Here is a 21,760-nt window from a genome sequence, read left to right as displayed (position 1 = left end):
ACGATCGTCCGCCTTGCCTGGCGGACCGGGACGATAAAAAGGGGCGCGCCCGGACCTCGGACGCGCCCCTTTTCGTACGGTCGGCGGACCGGATTGCCCGGTCCGCCCGTCGCTCACTTGCCCGAATGGACGATGCGGTTGACGATATTCTCGATCCGCTCCTGACGGCCCGAACGGGGCTTCGGATCGATCGCCTTCTGTTCCGCGAGATCGGCGATCCCGGCCAGGTCGAGCCCACCGATCTGCTGGCCGAAATCACTATCCCAACCGGCGTAACGCTCGGACTTGATCGCATCCAGACGGCCGTCCTCGATCAGCGCGGCGGCGTTGAGCAGGCCCTTGGCCACCACGTCGATCCCGCCGACATGGCCGTGGAACAGGTCGACCGCGTCCATCGACTGACGACGCACCTTGGCGTCGAAGTTGAAGCCGCCGGTCGTGAAGCCACCCGCGCGGATGATCTCCAGCACGGCCAGCGTCAGCTCCTCGACCGAGTTGGGGAACTGGTCGGTATCCCAACCATTCTGGTGGTCGCCGCGATTGGCGTCGATCGACCCGAAGATGCCCAGCGCACCGGCCGTCGCGATCTCATGCTCGAAGGTGTGACCGGCCAGCGTGGCGTGGTTCGCCTCGATATTGACCTTCACTTCATTCTCGAGGCCATAGGCCTTGAGGAAGCCGTACACGGTTGCCGTGTCGAAGTCATACTGGTGCTTGGTCGGCTCGTGCGGCTTCGGCTCGATCAGGATGGTGCCGTTGAAGCCGATCTTGTGCTTGTGCTCGACGACCAGGGTCAGGAAGCGGCCGAGATTGTCCAGCTCGCGCTTCATGTTGGTGTTGAGCAGCGTTTCGTAACCCTCGCGACCACCCCACAGCACATAGTTGGCGCCGCCCAGACGGTGCGTCGCTTCCAGCGCGTCGCGGACCTGCATCGCGCCGAACGCATAGACTTCGGGGTCCGGGTTGGTCGCGCCACCGGCGGCGAAGCGCGGATGGCTGAACAGGTTGGCGGTGCCCCACAGCAGCTTGCGGCCCGACGAGGCCTGGAGCTTTTCGAGGTGATCGACCGCTTCGGCGAAATAGCGGCGATGCTCGACCACGCCCTGCGCATCGGCCATCACGTCGACATCGTGGAAGCAGTAATAGGGCACGTCCAGTTTCGAAAAGAAGTCGAACGCCACTTCCCGCTTCTGCGCGGCCGCCGCGCTGTCGTTGGCGCCAGCGTGCCAGGGGCGGTTGAAGGTGCCGCCGCCGAACACGTCCGAACCCGGCCAGCAGAAGGTGTGCCAGAAGCAGGCGGCGAAGCGGAGATGCTCCTCCATCGTCTTGCCCAGCACGACGCGGTTCTTGTCATAGAAGCGGTAGGCGAGCTCGTTGTCGCTGTCCGGGCCTTCATAGGCGATCGTCGGGATGTCGGCGAAAAAGTCGGTAGCCATGTTACGAATTCCTCGGAGTGATGCGGGAATAGCTGTCGCGAAAGCGCGCGATCTTGGGGGCGAAACGCTCGGCAAGCGCGGCGTCGGGGGCGATGGTGTGGCTGATCGGCGGGGGTGCGCAGACCTCTTCCGGCGAGCCGCCATCGACCGCCAGCTGGGCGAGCCGTGCCGCGCCCAGCGCCGGGCCGACCTCGCCACCCTTCAGATAGACGAGTTCGACGTTCAAAGCGGCGGCCAGCGTCTGCCCCCAATAGGAGGAGCGTGCGCCGCCGCCGATGACCGACAGCTGCGACAGCTCGGTCCCGGCATCGCGCAGCACCGACAGGCCATCGGCGAGCGCAAAGGCCACGCCCTCCAGCACCGCCTGCGCCAAACGCTCGGGCGTGGTGTCATGGTCCAGCCCCAGGAACGCGCCGCGCACCTCGGCATCGTTATGCGGCGTCCGCTCGCCCGACAGATAGGGCAGGAAGATTTCCGGGCCGCTCGCCGGGCCGACGCTTTCGGCGCGCGCGAACAGCTCGGCCGCGCCGGGCGTGCCGGTCAACCGCGCGACCCAGTCGATGCAAGCTGCGGCCGACAGGTGCACCGACATCTGGTGCCAGACATTCGGCAGACAGTGGCAGAAGGCATGGACCGCGCCCGCCGGATTGGGGCGGAACTCCTTGGTCGCGGCAAAGATCACGCCCGACGTGCCCAGCGACAGCAAGGCATCGCCATCCTTGACCACGCCCACGCCAGCGGCCCCGGCGGCATTGTCGCCACCGCCGCCCGCGACCGGCACCTGGTCGATGCCCCAGGCCTCGGCCACCTCGGCGCGGAGACGGCCGGTCTGTGCCGTACCCTCGACCGCCTGCGGCATCTGCGCGCGGGTCAGGCCGGTGGCGGCGAGAATGTCGTCGCTCCATTCGCGGCGCTCCACGTCGAGCCAGAGCGTGCCCGCCGCATCCGACACGTCGGACGCCTTCTCGCCGGTCATGCGCAGCCGGACATAATCCTTGGGCAGCAGCACGGTGCGGATTTGCGAGAACGTTTCCGGCTCGTGATGCGCGATCCACATCAGCTTGGGCGCGGTGAAGCCCGGCATCGCCAGATTGCCCGCGATGCGGTGCAGATCGGGTGCCTTGGCCTCCAGCTCCACGCATTCGGCATGGCTGCGGCCGTCATTCCACAAAATGCCGGGGCGCAGCACTTGGTCATCCGCGCCCAGCAGGGTGGCACCGTGCATCTGCCCGGCCAGGCCGATGCCGCGCACCGCCCGGCGGACCGCCGGGTCGATCGCGCGGACGGCCGAAGTCGTCGCCTGCCACCAGGCCTCCGGGTCCTGTTCGGACCAGAGCGGGTGGGGACGCTGTACGGTCAGCGCCGCCGTCCCCTGCCCCACCACCGCGCCATGTTCGTCCAGCACGACGGCCTTCACGCCCGACGTACCGATATCGATACCTAGGAACATCGTCGTCCTTACTTCACGAACGGGTCGATGGTCGGGATCGTCCCGTCCGGGTTGAACTTCAACTCGGTCATCTTGACGTTACGCAGATGGTTCTTGTCCGACAACTGGGTGTCGGCGTAGAAAAGCCACCACTTGCCCTTCCACTCGACGATCGAGTGGTGGGTGGTCCAGCCCTGCACCGGCTTCAGGATATGGCCCTTATAGGTGAAGGGGCCATAGGGGCTGGTGCCGATCGCATAGTTCAGGAAATGCGTGTCGCCGGTCGAGTAGGTGTAATAATATTTGCCGTCGCGCTTGAAGACCCAGGACGCCTCGAAGAAGCGCTTGTCATGGTCGCCGCCGAGCACCGGCTTGCCCTTTTCGTCGAGGATGACGACGTCGCGCGGTGTTTCCGCGAAGGTCTTCATGTCCGGGTTCATCTTGGCGATCTTGCCCGAGATGGCGGGCTGATCGTCCTGCTTCAGGTCGGTGTCGCTGCCGTTCGGATCATATTTGCCGTCCTTCCAGCGCTGAAGCTGCCCGCCCCAGATGCCGCCGAAATACATATACGCGGTGCCGTCCGTGTCCTGATAGACGGCCGGGTCCATCGAGAAGCTGCCGGGGATCGCCTCCGGCTCGGCCTTGAACGGGCCCATGGGGTTCTTCGAGGTCGCGACGCCGATGCGAAACGCGCCCAGGCCGTTCTTGTCCTTGGTCTTATCGCGCGCCGGGAAATAGAGATAATAGGTGCCGTCCTTATAGGCGGCGTCGGGTGCCCACATCTGCTGCGAGGCCCAGGGCACGTCCTTCACGTCGAGCGCAACGGGGCCGATCGTGACCTTGCCGCCCGGCTCGTCCATGCGCAGCACGCGGTAGTCGCGCATGGCATATTGGTTGCCCAGATCGTCGTTGGGCGTATCGGTCGGCACGTCATGGCTGGGATAGATATAGAGCTTGCCGTCGTTCCAGACATGCGCGGACGGGTCGGCGGTGAAGATCTCGCGCACCAGCGGCTGCGACAGATAATGGCGGCCGTCGGGCGACGTCGGATTGGCGTCGTTCGACGTGGTGGCCGTGTTTTCCTGCGCGGCATTGTCGGCGGTGTTCGGCGTGCCACAAGCCGCCGTGCCGAGCCCCAGCACCAGACTGGCCATCATCAAGCGCTTCATCGCTTTCCTCTCTCCCATCCGCCCCATCTTTGGAGCTTTGCAGGCACGATAGCGCTATCAGGCAAAGACATGCAAGGCCGTCGGGTGTTTTCCGATCGCTTCGTTTCGGGTTGCCCGATCGGCTTGACTTTGGGCAGTATGCATAGTTGGTAACGATATCCGGGCCTCGCCCGCCCCTGGCGAGGCTTGGTCGGAGCATATGTCCGGCGACGCGTTCCGGTCGCCCATTTGCCCAAGACACGACACGACCGACACCCGCATGTCGGCGCAATCTCCAGGATAGAGGATGACCCGCATGGCCCTTCGCGTTTCGCTTTCCCGGTGGCTGCTGGCGGCCGGTGTCGCGCTGCTACCGCTGGGCGCCGCCCCGGCGCAGGTGGCGACCCAGTCGCCCGCCGTCGTGCCCGGTGCCAAGCCCGTAACGGTCGAGCGGATCAAGGTCCACTCGGCCGCGATCGCGGGTAATCTGGAAGGCAACAGCGCCGACCGCGACGTGATCGTCGTCCTGCCGCCCGATTATGCCAAGAACAAGGGCCGCCGCTATCCAGTCGTCTATGCGCTGCACGGCTATTCGATCGGCGCGGACCAGTGGACGAAGGAAATCCATGTCCCCGCCTCGGTCGAAGGGGCCTTTGCGCGCGGCGTGCCGCCGATGATCCTGGTCTTCCCCGACAGCAAGACGATGCACAATGGCTCGATGTATTCCTCGTCGCAGACGGTCGGCGACTTCGAACGGTTCGTTAGCCACGACCTGATCGCCGCGATCGACGCGCGCTATCGCACCATCCCTCGCCGTGAAGCGCGGGGTCTGGCGGGGCATTCGATGGGCGGTTACGGCACCGCGCGCATCGGGATGAAGCATGCCGATATGTACGGCGCCATCTATATGATGAGCCCCTGCTGCCTGTCGCCGCGGATGATGGCGCGGCCCGAGGGCACCGACGAAAAGCTGCTGACCGGCCTGACCTCGCCCGCCGAGTCGGCCAAGCTCAACTGGGGCCAGCGCGCGATGCTCGCCGCGTCGGCGGCCTGGTCGCCCAATCCGAAAAACCCGCCACTCTATCTCGATCTGCCGGTCAAGGACGGCAAAATGCGCGACGATATCACCGCCAAATGGCTGGCCAACACGCCGCTCGCCTTTGTCGACCAATATATCGCGCCGCTCCGCAGCTACCGCGCGATCGCGCTGGATGTCGGGTCGCAAGACGGCTTGAAGGCCGATGCGCAGGCGCTGCACGAGGCGCTCGACCGATATGGCATTGCCCATAAATTCGAGATTTATGACGGCGACCATGTCAACCGGATCGGGGTCCGCTTTCAGGAACAGGTGCTGCCGTTCTTCGGCCGGTCGCTGGTGACCAAATGAGGGGCGCGTCGCGGCGCGGAGTCCTGCAAGGGCTGGGCGCGGGCGCGGTTGCAGGCATGCTGCCCGGCGCTGCATCGGCAGCGGAGGCGGCACCCGATCCGACGCATGTCCTGTGGTATCGCCAGCCCGCCAAGGCCTGGACCGAGGCGCTGCCGATCGGCAACGGGCGGCTGGGCGCGATGGTCTTTGGCGGGATCGCGCGCGAACGGTTGCAGCTCAACGAGGATAGCCTGTGGGCGGGCGGCCCATATGATGCGGTCAATCCCGCCGCCCGCTCTGCCCTGCCCGAAGTGCGCCGCCTGATTGCGGCGGGCCGGTTGAAAGAGGCCCAGGCGCTGGCCGACCGCGCGCTGATCGGCACGCCGCGCACCCAGATGCCCTATCAACCGCTGGGCGACCTGACCCTGACCTGGCCGGGTCTTTCCAAGGATGCGAGCGGCTATCACCGCGAACTGAATCTCGACAGCGCGACCGCGAAGACCCGCTTCACGATCGGTGGCGTCGCGCATCGACGGACCGTGATCGCCTCACCCATCGACGGGGTCATCCTGATACGGATCGCGGCGGATCGCCCCTTCGACCTCGATATCGCCCTGACCTCGCCCCAGCCCGATGCGCGCGTGGCGTCGACAGGCGGCTTGCTGACCCTGACCGGCCGCAACGACGACCATGCCGGGGTGAAGGCCGCGCTTCGCTTCGCCGCGCAGGTACAGGCCCAGACAGCGGGCGGTCGCGTCGCGGCGGCGGGGGATGGCCTGTCGATACGCGGCGCGCGGGATGTCATCTTGTTCCTTGCCATGGCGACGAGCTATCGCGGCTTCGACGACCAGGGTGCCGATCCCCACGCGTTGGTCGGCGCGACCATCGCCAGGGCCGTCGCGCGGGGGCGTGCCCGGATTACGGCCGATGCGCTGGCCGAGCATCGCCGCCTCTATGCCCGCGTCGCGCTCGACCTCGGCACCAGCCCGCAGGCGCGGCGCCCCACCGACGAGCGGGTGCGTGCCGACCGGGCGGTGGACGATCCGGCGCTGGCGACGCTCTATTTCAACTATGGCCGCTATCTGCTGATCGCCTGTTCGCGCGAAGGGGGGCAGGCCGCCAATCTGCAAGGACTGTGGAACGAGAGCACCAATCCGCCCTGGGGTTCCAAATATACCGTCAACATCAATACCGAGATGAACTACTGGCCCGCGCAGGTGACGGGCCTTGGCGAATGCGTTGCTCCGCTCGTTCAGATGATCCGCGAATTGGCGATCAGCGGCGAGCGGACCGCGCGGGCCATGTACGGTGCGCGCGGCTGGGTGTGTCATCACAATAGCGACCTGTGGCGCGCGACCGCGCCGATCGATGGTGCGCCCTGGGGCATGTGGCCGACGGGCGGGGCCTGGCTGTGCACCCATTTATGGGAGCATTACGACTATCACCGCGACCGGGCGTTCCTCACCGCCATCTATCCACTGATGCGCGGCGCGGCGTTGTTCTTCCTCGACACGCTTCAGAGCGATCCGACGACCGGGCACCTCGTCACCAGCCCCTCCATCTCGCCGGAAAATGAGCATTCGCCCGGCGTGTCGATCTGCGCAGGGCCCGCCATGGACCAGCAGATATTGCGCGACCTGTTCGATCAGGTGGCACGGGCCACCGCGATCCTGAACGTCGATGCGGATTTCGCAGGCCAGGTCGCCGCCGCCCGCGCCCGGCTGGCCCCCGACCGGATCGGCCGCGACGGGCAGTTGCAGGAGTGGCAGGAGGATTGGGACGCCCGCGCCCCCGATCCGCACCACCGCCACGTCTCGCACCTCTACGCACTGTTCCCCAGCGACCAGATCACGCCCGACCGCACGCCCGCCCTGGCGCAGGCGGCGCGCCGATCGCTGGAAACACGCGGCGATCAGTCGACCGGCTGGGCGACCGCGTGGCGCGCGAACCTCTGGGCGCGGCTGCACGATGGCGAGCATGCGCACCGCATCATCACCTATCTGCTGGGGCCGCAGCGCACCTATCCCAACCTGTTCGATGCGCATCCGCCATTTCAGATCGACGGCAATTTCGGCGGGACGCGCGCGGTGGCCGAGATGCTGATGCAAAGCCGGGACGACGACATCCGCCTGCTCCCCGCCCTGCCCCGCGCCTGGCCCAACGGATCGGTCAGGGGCCTGCGAGCGCGGGGGCGGATGCTGGTCGACCTGCGCTGGCGCGACGGGCGGCTGGTGTCGGCGACGCTGACCTCGGCCTTGCCCGGCACCCGAACGGTACGGCTGGGCGACACCGTCCGGACCATCGCCTTCACGCCGGGGCGGCCGGTCCGGTTGCGCGGACCGACGCTCGCCTGATCGTCAGTCCGCGATGGCGCGCGCCATATCCATCCGGAACGGCGCGCTTCGCGTGGCGACACCCGTATCCGGCTGACCCGAGCCGACCGAGACGCGGTAGTCGCCCTTCATCACCATGCGCGTGCCATCGGCATCCACCGCACTCAGGTCGCGCGGGGTGAGGGTGAAGGTCAGGTTCCGCCGCTCGCCAGGGGCCAGATGCACCCGTTCGAACCCGCGCAGCGCCACGCGGGGGGCGCCGTCGACTTTGGGGAAGTTGAGGTAGAGCTGCGACACCTCGTCCCCTGCCCGGCGGCCGGTATTGCGGACCTCGGTCGTGACGATCATGCCGCCATCCGCGCCCGCCCGCACCGACAGCGGCGCATAGGCGAAGCTGGTATAGCTCAGCCCATAGCCGAACGGATAGACGGGCGTACCGGTGAAATAACGATAGGTTCGTCCCCTCATCGCATAGTCGCCAAAGGGCGGCAGGTCGTCGACCGAGCGATAGAAGGTCAGCGGCAGCCGCCCCGCCGGGTTCACCTTACCCGACAGGACGTTGCCGACCGCAAGGCCGCCCGCCTGTCCCGGATACCAGGCCTCGACGATCGCGTCCGCATTCGCCTTGGCCCAGGCGAGGTTCACCGGGCTGCCGTTCATCAGCACGACGATCAGCGGACGGCCGGTCGCCTTGGCCTGTTCGAGCAGCCTCTGCTGTTCGGCGGGCAGGTCGAGCGTGGTCTTGTCGCCCCCCTTGAAGCCGGGAACCGCGATCGGCGCTTCCTCCGCCTCCAGGTCGGAGGTCAGGCCGACGACCGCGACCAGCGCATCGCTGGCTTTCGCCGCCGCGCGCAATTCGCCTTGCGGATCGTCGGACACCCGCTTCCAGACCAGGTTGATGCCGGTCAGGATACGCGCCTCAGTCGTGACGGTGATCGGATAGCGCCGCCCCTTTTCCAGCATGACGGTGCGCATCGTCGGCAGGCTGTTCCACGACGCCTTGGACAGGTCGACGAATGGCTGCCCGTCAAAGGTCATCGCACCGTTGAACCCGGCGATGCCGAGGCGGTAGCGCCCCGTCTCCGGCGGCACGAGATAGCCGGTCCAGATCGCGCGGTGCACGTCGCGGACCGAGGAGAGATCCAGACTGCGCGAGGCGGCATTGGCCTCGACACGGGTGACGACAGGGCGATCCTCGAACCTGGCGGTCTTCAACCATTCGCCGAGCGCACCGGGGGCGAAGCGTTCGGGGATGCGGCCGGTGACGTTGTAATAACGGGCGAGCAGCCCCGGCTGGCCGTCTTCGGTCCGTAGCGCGCTGGTCGGGATCGGATCGCCGTCGGTGAAGGTTTCGGCAAAGGGCACATAGCGGACCTGTGCGCCCGGCATGGCCTGACGCAGCCCCTCGACCACCGAGACCTGCGGGCCCGACAGCGACGACGAATAATTGCCCCGCAGCACCCGCGTCGCATCGCCAAGCGGCCCGATCACCGCGATCCGCGCATGGGGCTTGAGCGGCAGGATGCCCTTGTTCTTCAGGAGGACGAGGCTCTTCTCGGCGACCTCCAGCGCCAGCGCACGGTGCGCGGGCGTATCGATATCCGTCGGGGAACTGGTCTGCGTCGACAGGGGCCGCAAGCCCGGCAGGTCGCCGGTGCGATAGCGTGCCGCGAACAGCCGGGTCAGCGACCGGTCGATGTCCGCGACCGAGATCAATCCGCGCGCCAAAGCCTCGCGATACGGATTGGTCAGCCCGTCCGTATCGGTCAGCGTCGCATTGTTGCACTCGTTATCCACGCCCGCGCGCAACGCCGCTGCCACCGCGCTCGCCGCGTCGGGGGCGTAGTGATGGTTGGCGGCAATGTCCTTCACTGCGTCGCAGTCTGAGACGACATAGCCGCGAAAGCCCCAGCGATCCCGCAGATAGTCCTTCAGCAACAGGTCGCTGGCGCAGGCGGGTTGTCCGTCGATCCGGTTATAGGCGCACATGATCGATCCCGCCCCGCCCTCGACGATCGCGGCGCGAAAGGCGGGCAGATAGGTGTCGACCAGATCATGGCGCGAGACATAGACATTGGCTTCGTGCCGGGTCGATTCCGGGCCGCTATGCACCGCATAATGTTTGGGCGTGGCGACCACGTCGATGCGGGCAGGATCATTACCCTGCATCCCGCGCACGAAGGCGACGCCCATCTTCGCGGTCAGGAACGGATCTTCGCCATAGGTTTCCTGCCCCCGGCCCCAGCGCGGATCGCGGAAGATGTTGATGTTGGGCGACCAGGTATCGAGCCCCGTGCCGATCCGCCCCATCCGCCCCGTCGTCCGCGCCAAAGCGTGGAGCCCACGAACCTCGGTGCTGATGACCTGCGCCGCGTGGCCGACCAGCGCATCGTCGAACGTCGCCGCCAGCCCGACCGGCTCGGGGAAATTGGTCGTCGGCACCGGCCCCAACGCACCGTGCAGCGACTCCGTCCACCAATTATAGGCGGGCACTTCCAGCCGTGGGATCGCGGGTGCGGTATTAAGCAACTGGGCGAGCTTTTCGTCGGTCGTCATCCGGCCGACCAGCCGGGCCGCCAGGGCCTCGGCCTGTTCAGGACCACCCGCCGCTTGCTGCTGCGCCAGCACCATGCCGGACGTCGACATCGCCAAAGCCGACAGGATCACCGCACGCCATGCCTTCATGCCAAACCACTCCCCAGAAACCATATTTTTGGTAACGGTATCACACAAACCACCACCGTCCAGCATTCGATTTTGTCACGCCGTTTCCACCGGCAACCGGTGGACAGCGGCGCTTTAGTCCGACAAGATCGGCCAAACGCTACCACGGGGAGGATCATCATGCGGCCCATCATCGCCAGGGTTTTCGCGAGCGCTATCGCCATTGCCTGGACGGCGTGTGGACCGGCCGTAGCGGCGGATCGGGTCGATCCGCTCGCCCCCACCGGCCGCTGGAGCGCCAATCAGGGCGGACAGGCCGCACTGCCGCCGATGGGCTGGAACAGCTGGAACGCGTTCAACAGTGATGTCGATGAAGACAAGGTCATGGCCTCCGCCAAGCTGATCGTCGACAAAGGGCTACGCGAGGCGGGCTATCGCTATATCAACATCGATGACGGCTGGTGGCTGCGCCGTCGCCAGCCCGATGGCCGGATGGTCATCCGCGCCGACAAGTTTCCGTCCGCCGCCGCCGGTCCCAACCAGCAGACCAGCTTCCGTCCGCTGACCGACCGGCTCCATGCCATGGGGTTCAAGGCGGGTATCTATTCCGATATCGGACGCAATAGCTGCGGGCAGGTCTATACCCCGAACTTCGCCAATCAGCCCGAAGGGACGATCGCGGAGCGCGAGGTCGGACTGTACGGCCATATCGATCAGGATATCGCCCTCTATTTCCGCGAATGGGGCTTCGATTACATCAAGGTCGATGGCTGCGGCATTCGCGGGCTGGGCAAGGATAGCGAGCATGTCCGCAAGGGCGATTATCGCGAACTGACGCCGCTGATCGATATGAACTCACTGGCGCGCACCGACATCCCCGCCGTGCGGGCGCTCTACGATCAGGTCGCCACCGCGCTGAAGCGCGAGAACCCTGACGGCGATTATCTCTTCTCCATCTGTCTCTGGGGCTCGGCGGATGTGCGGAGTTGGGGCAAGCAGCTCGGCAATGTCTCACGGACCAGCGACGACATCACCGCGCACTGGTCGCGGATGCTGACCAATCTCGACACCAGCGCCACCCGCGCGCTCTATGCCCATCCGCATACGTGGAACGACCCCGACATGCTGTTCATCGGCTCGGGCGAGTTCGATGCGAACCACATGACCGAAGCGCGGTCGCATTTCGCGCTCTGGGCCATGATGAACGCCCCCCTTTTGATCGGCTTCGACCTGCGCAAGGCCAATGCCGAGCAGATCGCATTGCTCGGCAACCGGGCGATCATCGCGCTCAATCAGGACCCTGCCGGAAATCAGGCGGTGCCCGCCTATCTGTCCGACGATGTCCAGATCTTTGTGAAGAGCCTGGCGAATGGCGACAAGGCGGTGGCGATCGTCAACCGCACCGCCGCGCCCGTCCAACCCGTGCTGACCGCCGATCACCTGAAGCTGCGCGGCGATATCGCCATGACCGATCTGTGGACGGGCGCGAAGAGCCGCTTTTCGGGCGAGATCAAGCTGACCATCGCGCCACACCAGACGCTGATCTACCGCGTCACCGGTACGCACCGCCTGGCGGATGGCCATTATCTGTCCGAGGCGCCCAGCGATGTGAACCCGGCGGAGGACGGCATCGCCACGCCGGAGGGTGATCCGACCATCCATCACGAACTCAGCCCCTGGGGCGGCAGCAAGGGGCCGGGCGACTTTCCGCAATATGCCGGTTGGGGCGGGGCGCAGGCCGATCGCACCCCGTTCGGGCGGCCGTTGCGGCTGATGGGCAAGGTCTATGACACCGGCATCGGCGTGCTCGCCAATTCGCGGCTGGAGGTGCGCAATCGCGGCCAGGCGCGCTTCGACGCGACGGTCGGCATCGACGACTCCGCCACCGCGCGCGGGCGGCGCGTGGTGTTCGAAGTCTATGGTGACGGCAAGCTGCTGACCCGCTCCCGGCCGGTCGCGCTGAACGAAGCGCCCGCAACCATCGAAGCGGATGTGCGCGGTCGCAAGCTGATCGAACTGGTGGCGCGCGCCGATAGCGCTCCCGACGCGGCCCTGCCCGTGGTCTGGGCCGACGCGCGGCTGACCGGCTGACGGCTATTCGAACGGAGTTTCATGGCCTTGCCGTTTCGCGTGGGCCATGCAAATGTTCCGGCAAAGGACAAGGAGAGGGTGATGAAACCCAATGGACAAGGGCCGCTGCTGACCCGTCGTCAGCAACTGGCCGGGATCGCAGGCGGCCTGGCGATGGGAGCGCTCCCGAGCACACTCTGGGCGGCCGAGGGCAACACGTCGCTGCGCGATCTGGCGGCGCAGAAGGGCATATTGTTCGGCACCGCGATCAATGCGGGCCGGGGCTCGCCGATCAACGATCCGGGGTACGGCGCGATCGTCGCGCGCGAATGCGCCGTGCTGGTCCCGGAAAACGAGATGAAGGTCTATGTGCTGGGCAACGACCCGGCGCATCTCAACTTCGGCCCCGCCGACCGGATCGCCGACTTCGCGCGGAACAACCGGATGAAGCTGCGCGGCCACACGCTGCTGTGGAACTATGAAAAATATATCTCCCCGGCGCTCGCCGAGACGGTGACGAAGACCGGCGCCGAGAAATGGCTGCGCAACTATATCGCCGCCGTCGCCGGGCATTTCGGCGACCGGGTCTATAGCTGGGACGTGGTCAACGAGACGATCGATCCCAAGACCGGCCAGGTCCGGGGCACGGTGTTCGACAAGGCGCTGGGCTTCGACGTGTTCAAGATCGCCTATGAGGCCGCCCGCGAACACGCCCCCCACGCCCAGCGGGTCTATAACGACTATATGTCCTGGGAGGTCGGCAACGAGACGCACCGCGCGGGCGTGCTCCGTCTGCTGGAGCGGTTCCGCAAGGAAAACGTGCCCGTCGACGCGCTCGGCATCCAGAGCCATCTCGGCAATGACGGCAGCCATTCCAGGGTCCAGCGCGCCGAATGGAAGCGCTTCCTCGATAGCGTCACCGCGATGGGCTATCGCCTGCTCATTACCGAGTTCGACATCAACGACCGGGAAATGCCCAAGGACATCGCCCAGCGCGATGCGCAGGTCGCGTCGGTCGCCAAAAGCTATCTCGACATGATGCTCGCCTATCCGCAGCTTGACCAACTGCTGTGCTGGGGGCTGTGGGACAAGCATAGCTGGCTCAACGGCTTTGCCCCGCGCGGCGATGGCCTTCCGCAGCGTCCCCTGCCCTATGACGACGCGCTCAAACCCAAGCCGATGCGCGCCGCCATCGCCGACGCGCTGCGCGCCGCCCCCGTCCGAAAGGGTATTGCATGATCCGGCACAGCCTGACCGCCCTGGCCCTGTCGCTTGCCATCGCCGGGGGCGCCACCGCCCAGACCGCGACCTTCGACCGCTTCACCTATAACGGCCGCTCGATCGAGCAGGTGAAGCCCAAGGCGGGCGAGTATCTGAACCCGATCCTTTCGGGCTATTATCCCGATCCGTCGGTGACGCGGGTGGGCAAGGACTATTATCTCGTCAACTCGTCCTTTGCGCACTTCCCCGGCCTGCCGATCTTCCATTCGACCGACCTCGTCCACTGGACGCAGATCGGCAATGCGATCGACCGGCCGGGACAGCTGGACTTCAGCGGGCGCTCGGTGTCGGAGGCGGTGTTCGCGCCTGACATCAGCTATCACGACGGCACCTTCTACATCGTCAACACCTGCGTTCAGTGCCGGGGCAATTTCGTCATCACCGCCAAGAATCCGGCGGGCCCCTGGTCCGACCCGATCTGGCTGCCCTTCGAGGGGATCGACCCATCCATCTATTGGGAGGGCGACCGCGCCTATATCGTCAACAACCGCGCGCCGGACGAGACGCCCCGCTATGACGGCCACCGCGCCATCTGGGTGCAGGAATATGACTGGCGCGCCGGCAAGATGGTCGGTGAGAGCACCCAACTCGTCAATGGCGGTGTCGATATTGCGAAGAAGCCCGTCTGGATCGAGGGGCCGCACATCTTCAAGAAGGACGGCTGGTATTATCTGACCGCCGCCGAGGGCGGGACCAGCGTCAACCATTCGCAGGTCGTGTTGCGGTCCAAGGCGCTGCGCGGCCCCTATGTCCCCTTCGCGAACAACCCCATCCTGACCCAGCGCGATCTCGATCCCAAGCGCCCCCATCCGATCAGCGCGGCGGGCCATGCCGAGCTGATCCAGACCCAGAATGGCGACTGGTGGGCGACCTTCCTGGCGACGCGGCCTTATGCCGACGATTATTACAATATCGGCCGCGAGACCTTCCTGCTGCCGGTGACGTGGAAGGACGGCTGGCCGATCATCCTGGACAAGGGCAAGACGGTGCCCTGGACCGTGGCCAAGCCCAAACTGCCCGCCTCGCCGCCGCCCAAGCTGCCGACCAGCGGCGACTTCGGCTATACCGACACGTTCGAGGGTAACCGGCTGGCGATGCAGTGGATCGGCGTCCGCACGCCGAAGATGCCCTTCTACCGCGTGGCGAATGGCCATTTGTCACTGGATAGCGGCGCACCGCTCGGCGACCGTAGCGGCGTCCCCGCCTTTGTCGGGCGGCGGCAACAGCATGCGATTGCGGACGTCTCGACGACGGTGACCTTCACCCCCGCCAGGGACGGCGCGCGCGCCGGGCTGGCGGCGATGCAGAACGACTATGCCTATCTGTTCTTCGGGCTGACCCGTATCGATGGCCAGCCCCGGATCGCCCTCTATGTCCGCGAGGGCAAGAACACGCGCGACGAAGCAGCGCCCGAGACGCTGATCGCCGCGGCGCCCCTGACGGCGAAGGGGCCGGTCACGCTGACCATCCATGCGAAAGGCGGGACAATGAATTTCGACTATCAGGCGGGCGGCAAGACCATGACGCTGAAATCCGATCTCGACGTACGTTTCCTCAGCACCGCGAGAGCGGGCGGGTTCGTCGGTACGGTCATCGGCCCCTATGCGTATACGCCGAAATGAAGTGGCGTCCGCTTTCGCTCGCCCTGCTCGCCGCCATCCCCGCGCTGGCGGGCGCACAGGTCTGGCAATCGGATCGGGGGAACGGCACCTATGCCAATCCGCCGCTCTATGCCGATTATCCCGATCCCGACATCATCCGCGTGGGTCAGGATTTCTATTTCATCACCACGACCTTCGCCAACGTCCCCGGCCTGACCATCATGACCTCGCGCGATCTGGTGAACTGGCGCTTCGTCGGCCATGTCATCGACCATCTCGATGGTTTGCCCGAATATGACCTGAAGAATGGCGGAGCGTATCGGAAGGGCATCTTCGCGCCCAGCCTGCGCTACCGCGACGGCGTCTTCTACATCGCGGTGACGCCTGTCGGCGAGAAGACCCGCATCTATCGCTCCAAGGACATTCGCGGCCCCTGGGAGATGAACCGGATCAGCGAGGAGGCCTTCGATCCCGGCCTGTTCTTCGACACCGACGGCAGCGCCTATATCATGACCTCGGTCGGGTCGGACGGCACCAACACGCTGCTCAGCCTCGACCGCGACCTGCGCACCGTGACGGATAAGCGCGTGGTCTATTACAACAAGGGCGCGGAGGGGTCGAAGCTCGTCAAGCGCGGCGACACCTACTATATGTTTAACGCCATCCCCCGGCGGCTGGGCATGACCGTGTCCCGCGCCAAGAGCCTGTTCGGCCCCTGGGAAACCCGCGACCAGATCGACGACAAGACCGGCGGCCATCAGGGGGCGATCGTCGATCTGCCCGACGGCACCGATTATGGCTTCGTCATGATCGATGCGGGCGCGGTCGGCCGCATGACCAATATCAGCCCGGTCTTCTGGAAGGACGGCTGGCCGGTATGGGGCACGCCGGATGCGCCGGGGCGGGTGCCCGCCAGCGCGACCAAGCCGATCCAGGGCCAGCCGGTCAGCGTCCTGCCCGCCTCGGACGATTTCACGGGAGGCACGCTCGGCCTGCAATGGCAGTGGAACCATAATCCTGTCGCCAGCGGCTGGTCGCTGACCGAACGGCCAGGGTATCTGCGGTTGCGCGCGGGTCAGGCCCCCGCCTTGTGGAGCGCGCGCAACACGCTGCTGCAAAAGGGGCAAGGGCCGTTCAGCCGGGGAACGGTAGCGATCGACCCGACGCATATCCGCAGCGGCGATCAGTGCGGCTTCGGCACCTTCGGCAAATATAGCGGCCATATCGCGGTCGGCCGGGGACGCGACGGGCGGCTGACCCTGACCATGCGGGTGATCGAGGATGTCGCAGCGGCCAAGGGCACGACGCAGAAGACCGATGTTCGCGTCGATGCCAAGCCGGTGTCGGCCAAGCGGCTGTTCTTGCGCACCGACATGGACTTCAAGACCGACCGGGCGCGTGTCGCCTATAGTGTCGATGGACGGGACTGGCAGACGCTGGGCGGGGATTTTCCACTCGCCTTCGACTGGCGGACGGGGACGTTCCAGGGTCAGCAATATGCGCTGTTCTGCTATAATCCGGGGTCGCAGGGCGGTTGGATGGATGTGGACAGCTTCACGCTGTCGGGGCGGTAAGTCCGCCACGCTACCCTCACCCTTCCCTCTCCCATTGGAAGAGGGAAGGGTGAGGGCATCGCCTCAAATCGTCGGCATCCCCCGCTCCACGATCCGGCGGATCAGATCACGATGCTTGGGCAACCCCGCCAGCAATCGCCCGGTCTGCACGTCATTCTCGCGCCGCGCCCGCTCGGCCGCGACCGTTTCGGCAATCAGGCTGCCCGGCGCGATATCGGTGCGCTGGCCCATGCCGTACAGGACATATTGGTAGCTCGCCGAGGGGAAGACCTCCTCCACCCGGTCGAACTCGTCATGCATCCACGGTGCCTGATAACGCCACAGCTCCATCAGCCCCTGCAATCGATCCGGCATCGTCTCGGCACGGCAATTATCCCGCCAGAAATCGCTGTCGGTCCGCTTGGTCAGCGCATAATGCAGCTTCAGGAAATCGACGATCCGGTCCCAGCGGTAGAGGGTCGTCTCATTGAACCGCTTGGCGATAATGTCCATCACCTCGCGACAGGCGGGCATCTGCTCAGCGATCAGCTTGGCCGACAGTTCGATCAGCACGATGGCCGAGGCTTCCAGGGGCTCCAGGAAGCCCGCCGCCAGGCCGACACCGACGCAGTTACGCTCCCAGAAACGGGTGCGATGACCTGCCCGGATCTTCAACTCGCGCACGGGCAGGGCGCGCCCCGCCTCGCCCAGATAGGCGCGCAGTTCGCGCTCGGCGGCGTCGCGGTCGATATGGCTACTGGAAAAGACATGGCCCACGCCGCGCCGGGTCGGCAGACCGATATCCCAAATCCAGCCCGAGGACTGCGCGGTCGAGATGGTATGCGAGGCGATCGGCGCCTCGGAATCGTCATAGGGCACCTGAATGGCGAGCGCCGTGTCGCAGAACAGAACGTCGTTCAGCGGCTTGAACGGCACCCCCATCGCCTCGCCCAGCAGGAGCGAGCGAAAGCCGGTGCAGTCGACGAACAGGTCGCCCGTCACCTCGCCCGCCTGGGCCGTCCGCACCGCACGGATATCGCCGCTCTGGGTCAGCAGCACCTCTTCGACATCCGCCAGCACATGCCGCACGCCCAGCTGCTCGCAGCAATGGCGGCGCAGGAAGTCGGCAAATTTGCCCGCGTCGAGGTGATAGGCGTAGTTGGCAATCGCCTCATATTCCGGCGTCGCGATCGTCTTGGGGGCCAGTCCCGCGTCGCAAATGCGCCCCTGCGGCGTCACCGCATCACAGAAGCTGACATCGCCCTCACCGGTCAGCCAGTGCGGTGCCAGGTTCACCTGCGCAAAACTCTGCGGCAGCATCAGCGGGTGGTAATAACCGTCATCGGCCGCGCCCGTGGTCCAGCGATTGAACCGCGCACCCTGTTTGAACGAAGCGTCGCATTCGCGGAAAAAGGCCGTCTCCGACACACCCATCCGCTTCAGGGTGGTGCGCAGCGTCGGCCAGGTCCCCTCGCCCACCCCGATGATCGGGACATTGGGGGACTCGACCAGCGTGACGGTAAAGCCATGCGGTCGCCGCCCTTGGTGCCGCGCGGCGATGACGCCCGCGGTCAGCCATCCGGCCGTACCGCCGCCGACGATCACGATATGCTGAACGGGCTGAACCATAAGGGAAAGAAGGTCCGATAAGTCACGGGGATGTCAAGCGTGATGCCCGACATCCCCGCTGCCTGCGCCATCATCAGAAGCGATAGCGTGCACCCACCGTCACGCGGCGTCCATAGTCGAACACGTCGAGCAGCTGGTTCTTGAACCGGCCATGCGTGCTCTGCTTGTTGTTGTTGAGGTTCAGCACTTCGCCGAAGATCGAGAAGTTCTTCGTGACGTCATAGCTGCTGGTCAGGTCGACCTGGAAGCTCTGGTTCACGAAGGTCGGCTCGGCACCGTAGGAACCGGTATTCTGGTTCTGGCTGAACGCCAGCAGATACGAATCGCGCCAGTTGAGCGCGGTCCGGAACTGGAAGCCGTTCTTGTCATAGAAGCCGACGAAGTTCGCCGAATTCGCCAGGCCCGTCACCGCAAAGCCGCTCTGCGAGACGTCCTGCGCATTGTAGGGCTTGTTGGTATCGACCAGCGTCGCATTGGCCTGGAAGCCGAAGCCGCTATCGCCGAACACCTGCTGCCAGGCGATTTCGACGCCGCGCACCGTGGCGTCCGGCCCGTTGATCGATTGCGAGATCGAGAAGACGGCGGGCTGGCCGGTGGTTGGGTCGATCACGCCGTTCACCGTCTGGCGGGTCACGCCGTTGACGATGAAGTTGCTGACATTCTTCAGGAAGAAGTCGACCGACAGATACGAGTTGCGCTGATAATACCATTCGGCGGCCAGATCGTAATTGTCCGCCAGATAGGGTTTCAGCTGCGGGTTGCCGCCGCTGCCCGACAGCGCGCCGACGCGCTGGCCATTGCCGATGCTCAGCACCGGGCTGAGCAGGGTCAGGCCTGGACGGGTCAGGGTCCGCGAGGCGTCGAAACGCAGCTGCAACTTGTCCGTCACTTCCAGCCGCAGATCGAGCGTCGGGAGCATGTAGGAATAGTTGTTGCGGCCCACGACCGGCTGGGTCTGGGTGAAATCGATCGACAGCAAGGTCGGGTCGGCCGTGCTGCGGGTGATGACGGTCGGCTGACGTCCCTGCCCGGCCGAGGTCAGATGCGTATTCTCGTTCCGCAACCCGACCGCGATGTGCAGCGGCATATTGGCGACCTGCGCTTCCAGCTGGGCGCTGAAGAACAGCGACCAGGTCTTTTCCTGGATGGTGCGAACCGAGTTGGGGTCGACCGCTTCGACGAACCGCCCGGTGAAGCCGTTGACCTCGCCATAATTGAAGCCCGGAATCGTCTGGGCCTGCGGATTGCCCAGGCTGGTCAGGTAATTCTGATAGGCCTGCGGGCTGTAGACCAGGACCGACGGCGGCAGGCTGCCCTGGAAGCCGGGGATGAAGTTGTTGAGGCTGATCGACCCCTGATAGAGGTTGGACGGCAGCGGCGAAATGCCCGTCGCGCGGCCCGAGGGCGAACCATAACCGGCATAGGCCTGCCAGAAATTGTTGGTGAAGGTGCTGGCATTCTGCTGATAGAATTTGTCGTCGACATACTGGCCGCCCGCCTTCAGCGTCAGATTGTCTTCCTTCCAGGTCGCCACCGCGCGGAATTGCTTCAGGTCGTCGGTGTTCTTCTGGGTCTGGAGCACGGTGACGTGCGAGCCGATCAGCGCCGGATCATCCCAGCGCGCGCCATTCCCGGCCGGACCGTAATTGCTGATCGTCGGGAACGCCTTGTTGCTGTCGCCCGTGATGTTGAAGCCCAGATTCGTGCCGAGCGCGCCCCCATAGCCGATATCGCCATTGCTGCTGCCCACTACCCCGCCTGGGTTCAGCCAGCTCTTGGCATAGGCCCCGTCCGCCTCGACGGTCAGCTTGTCGCTGACGTCCCATTTGACGTTCAGGCCGGTCTGGTTCGTCTGCAGCACCTGCTTGTTCAGCGCGGCGGTGAAGTCGGTCGGGGTGCCCGACTGGGTAAAGCTGACCGCCGTACCGTTGGCATCCTGCGTCACATTGCGCAGGTCGCCCTGGTTGAACCACACGCCAAAGCCGAACACGTTGGTGGTGATCGTCTGGCGCGAGTAATTATTGTCCAGCGTGACCATCAGGTCGTTGGACGGATGCCATTGCAGCGCGACGCGGCCGTCGACGCGTTCATCCTTGGTCCGCTGCTGCTCGGCACCATATTGCTGCGGGAACCAGCCGGTCAGGGTGCGCTGATTGGACGCAGCGGCGGTGTTGTTGTCGGTCGGCGCACAGGTCGCCGCCGTGCTGCCCGCCAGCTGGCAGGGGGCGAAATTGCCGCCCGGCCAACCCGACACGAAGACGCGGTTGGTATCGGTATCACGCCGCGTATAGATAAAGCTCGACAGGATACCGAGTGTATCATCGGCGAAGGTGTCGCTAACCAATGCGCCGATCGTCGGCACGACATGGCCCGCCTTGTCCTGATACGACCCCGATGCGCTGACGGCGGCGCGGAAGCCGGGATGGTCGAAGGGCTTGGGGAACTGGATATCGACAGTCGCGCCGATCGAGCTGGACGCCAGCGCCACATCCGGCGTCTTCAGGACGCTGATGCCGCCGATGAAATCCGAGCCGACGGTGCTGAAGTCGATCTGACGACCACCCGCCGCGGTCGAGATGCGGCGGCCATCATATAAGGTGGTGTTGAAGTCGCCGCCAAAGCCGCGAACGGTGATGCCGGTCGGCTCACCACGCGAACCGTTACGCTGGATCGAGACGCCGGGCAGACGCTGGAGCGACGCCGCGACGTTGGAATCGGGAAACTTACCAATATCTTCGGCAGAGATCGCATCGACCACGCCGGTCGCGGTACGCTTGATGTCGAGGTTGCGTTGCAGCGAGCTGCGCAGGCCAGTGACGATGATGTCGCCGGTCGTTGCCTCACCCGCTGGAGAGGGGCTGTTGTTCGCTTCGCTGGGGGCCGTGGCCTGATCCTGCGGCGTACCGGCCTGTTGTGCGGTGGTGGTGTTGGCCTGGACCGGCACGTCCGGTCGGACGGCTCCGGGAGCGGTTGTGGTCTGGGCAATGGCCTGGCCCGGCGACACCATCGCCAGGGCCATCAGCGGCGAGACGCCCGCCATCAAGGTCCGGCGTGAAACGAATGCGGCCACAAAAGCTGTGCGAGCCACCATCTTCCCCTCTCCTCTGGTTATCATAGTCATGCGCAGCCGACGTTATGATCGCCGTACCGCCCATTCGATGAATCGATGTTAGCGTTATAATAGATGCGCCACAAGCCATTTGTCATAGCGCTATCAACGGGCTATCCCATGGCTTGACGGCAGGTGCAC

12 protein-coding genes are annotated in these 21,760 nt (G+C 65.5%); 6 read left to right on the top strand and 6 right to left on the bottom strand.

All coding sequences use genetic code 11. The features are described 5' to 3' along the window. Positions 1–113: 113 nt before the first annotated feature. Genes xylA through U1H82_RS04155 form a run of 3 tightly spaced genes read right to left on the bottom strand, consistent with a single transcriptional unit; the run spans position 114 to position 4,034 of the window. Positions 114–1,436: a xylose isomerase gene (xylA, locus tag U1H82_RS04165; protein WP_322963643.1), complete on the bottom strand. Its 1,323-nt coding sequence runs from the start codon at positions 1,434–1,436 to the stop codon at positions 114–116. A 1-nt stretch (position 1,437) separates the two neighbouring features. Further along, complete coding sequence (gene xylB / locus U1H82_RS04160; protein WP_322963642.1) at positions 1,438–2,886, bottom strand: xylulokinase; 1,449 nt, start codon at positions 2,884–2,886, stop codon at positions 1,438–1,440. 8 nt (positions 2,887–2,894) lie between these two features. Next, complete coding sequence (locus U1H82_RS04155) at positions 2,895–4,034, bottom strand: glycoside hydrolase family 43 protein (RefSeq protein WP_322963641.1); 1,140 nt, start codon at positions 4,032–4,034, stop codon at positions 2,895–2,897. Positions 4,035–4,329: 295 nt separating this feature from the next. Between U1H82_RS04155 and U1H82_RS04150 the strand changes: the two genes are divergently transcribed. Both U1H82_RS04150 and U1H82_RS04145 read left to right on the top strand, forming a co-directional pair. Beyond that, positions 4,330–5,400: an alpha/beta hydrolase gene (locus U1H82_RS04150; protein ID WP_322963640.1), complete on the top strand. Its 1,071-nt coding sequence runs from the start codon at positions 4,330–4,332 to the stop codon at positions 5,398–5,400. Further along, positions 5,397–7,733: a glycoside hydrolase family 95 protein gene (locus U1H82_RS04145; RefSeq protein ID WP_322963639.1), complete on the top strand. Its 2,337-nt coding sequence runs from the start codon at positions 5,397–5,399 to the stop codon at positions 7,731–7,733. Before U1H82_RS04150 ends, U1H82_RS04145 begins: the two co-directional genes overlap by 4 nt. 3 nt (positions 7,734–7,736) lie before the next feature. Here U1H82_RS04145 and U1H82_RS04140 read toward each other — a convergent pair whose 3' ends face one another. Next, the gene (locus U1H82_RS04140) at positions 7,737–10,397 is read right to left on the bottom strand and encodes a beta-glucosidase (protein ID WP_375339486.1); all 2,661 of its coding nucleotides are present in this window, start codon (positions 10,395–10,397) and stop codon (positions 7,737–7,739) included. A gap of 159 nt (positions 10,398–10,556) precedes the next feature. Between U1H82_RS04140 and U1H82_RS04135 the strand changes: the two genes are divergently transcribed. From U1H82_RS04135 to U1H82_RS04120, 4 genes are all read left to right on the top strand, one after another. After that, entirely contained in the window at positions 10,557–12,467 is a 1,911-nt protein-coding gene (locus U1H82_RS04135) for an NPCBM/NEW2 domain-containing protein (protein ID WP_322963638.1), read from the top strand. A gap of 81 nt (positions 12,468–12,548) precedes the next feature. Continuing rightward, entirely contained in the window at positions 12,549–13,685 is a 1,137-nt protein-coding gene (locus U1H82_RS04130) for an endo-1,4-beta-xylanase (RefSeq protein WP_322963637.1), read from the top strand. Continuing rightward, positions 13,682–15,349 carry a glycoside hydrolase family 43 protein gene (locus tag U1H82_RS04125; RefSeq protein ID WP_322963636.1) on the top strand — a complete coding sequence of 556 codons (1,668 nt, stop codon included), beginning with the start codon at positions 13,682–13,684 and terminating at the stop codon, positions 15,347–15,349. Before U1H82_RS04130 ends, U1H82_RS04125 begins: the two co-directional genes overlap by 4 nt. Beyond that, entirely contained in the window at positions 15,346–16,902 is a 1,557-nt protein-coding gene (locus U1H82_RS04120; RefSeq protein WP_322963635.1) for a glycoside hydrolase family 43 protein, read from the top strand. The genes U1H82_RS04125 and U1H82_RS04120 overlap by 4 nt, the downstream gene beginning before the upstream one ends. Before the next feature lie 63 nt (positions 16,903–16,965). Here the strand turns inward: U1H82_RS04120 and U1H82_RS04115 are convergent, their stop codons facing one another. Continuing rightward, positions 16,966–18,510, bottom strand: a complete 1,545-nt coding sequence (locus tag U1H82_RS04115; RefSeq protein ID WP_322963634.1) for a tryptophan halogenase family protein — start codon at positions 18,508–18,510, stop codon at positions 16,966–16,968. Between the two features lie 73 nt (positions 18,511–18,583). Next, positions 18,584–21,601 carry a TonB-dependent receptor gene (locus tag U1H82_RS04110; RefSeq protein WP_322963633.1) on the bottom strand — a complete coding sequence of 1,006 codons (3,018 nt, stop codon included), beginning with the start codon at positions 21,599–21,601 and terminating at the stop codon, positions 18,584–18,586. Positions 21,602–21,760 lie beyond the last annotated feature (159 nt).

The organism is Sphingomonas fuzhouensis (assembly GCF_034659795.1).
Classification (GTDB): Bacteria; Pseudomonadota; Alphaproteobacteria; order Sphingomonadales; family Sphingomonadaceae; genus Sphingomonas; species Sphingomonas fuzhouensis.
The sequence above is the reverse complement of the archived record's forward strand: the minus strand, read 5'-3'. Positions and strand labels throughout refer to the sequence as shown.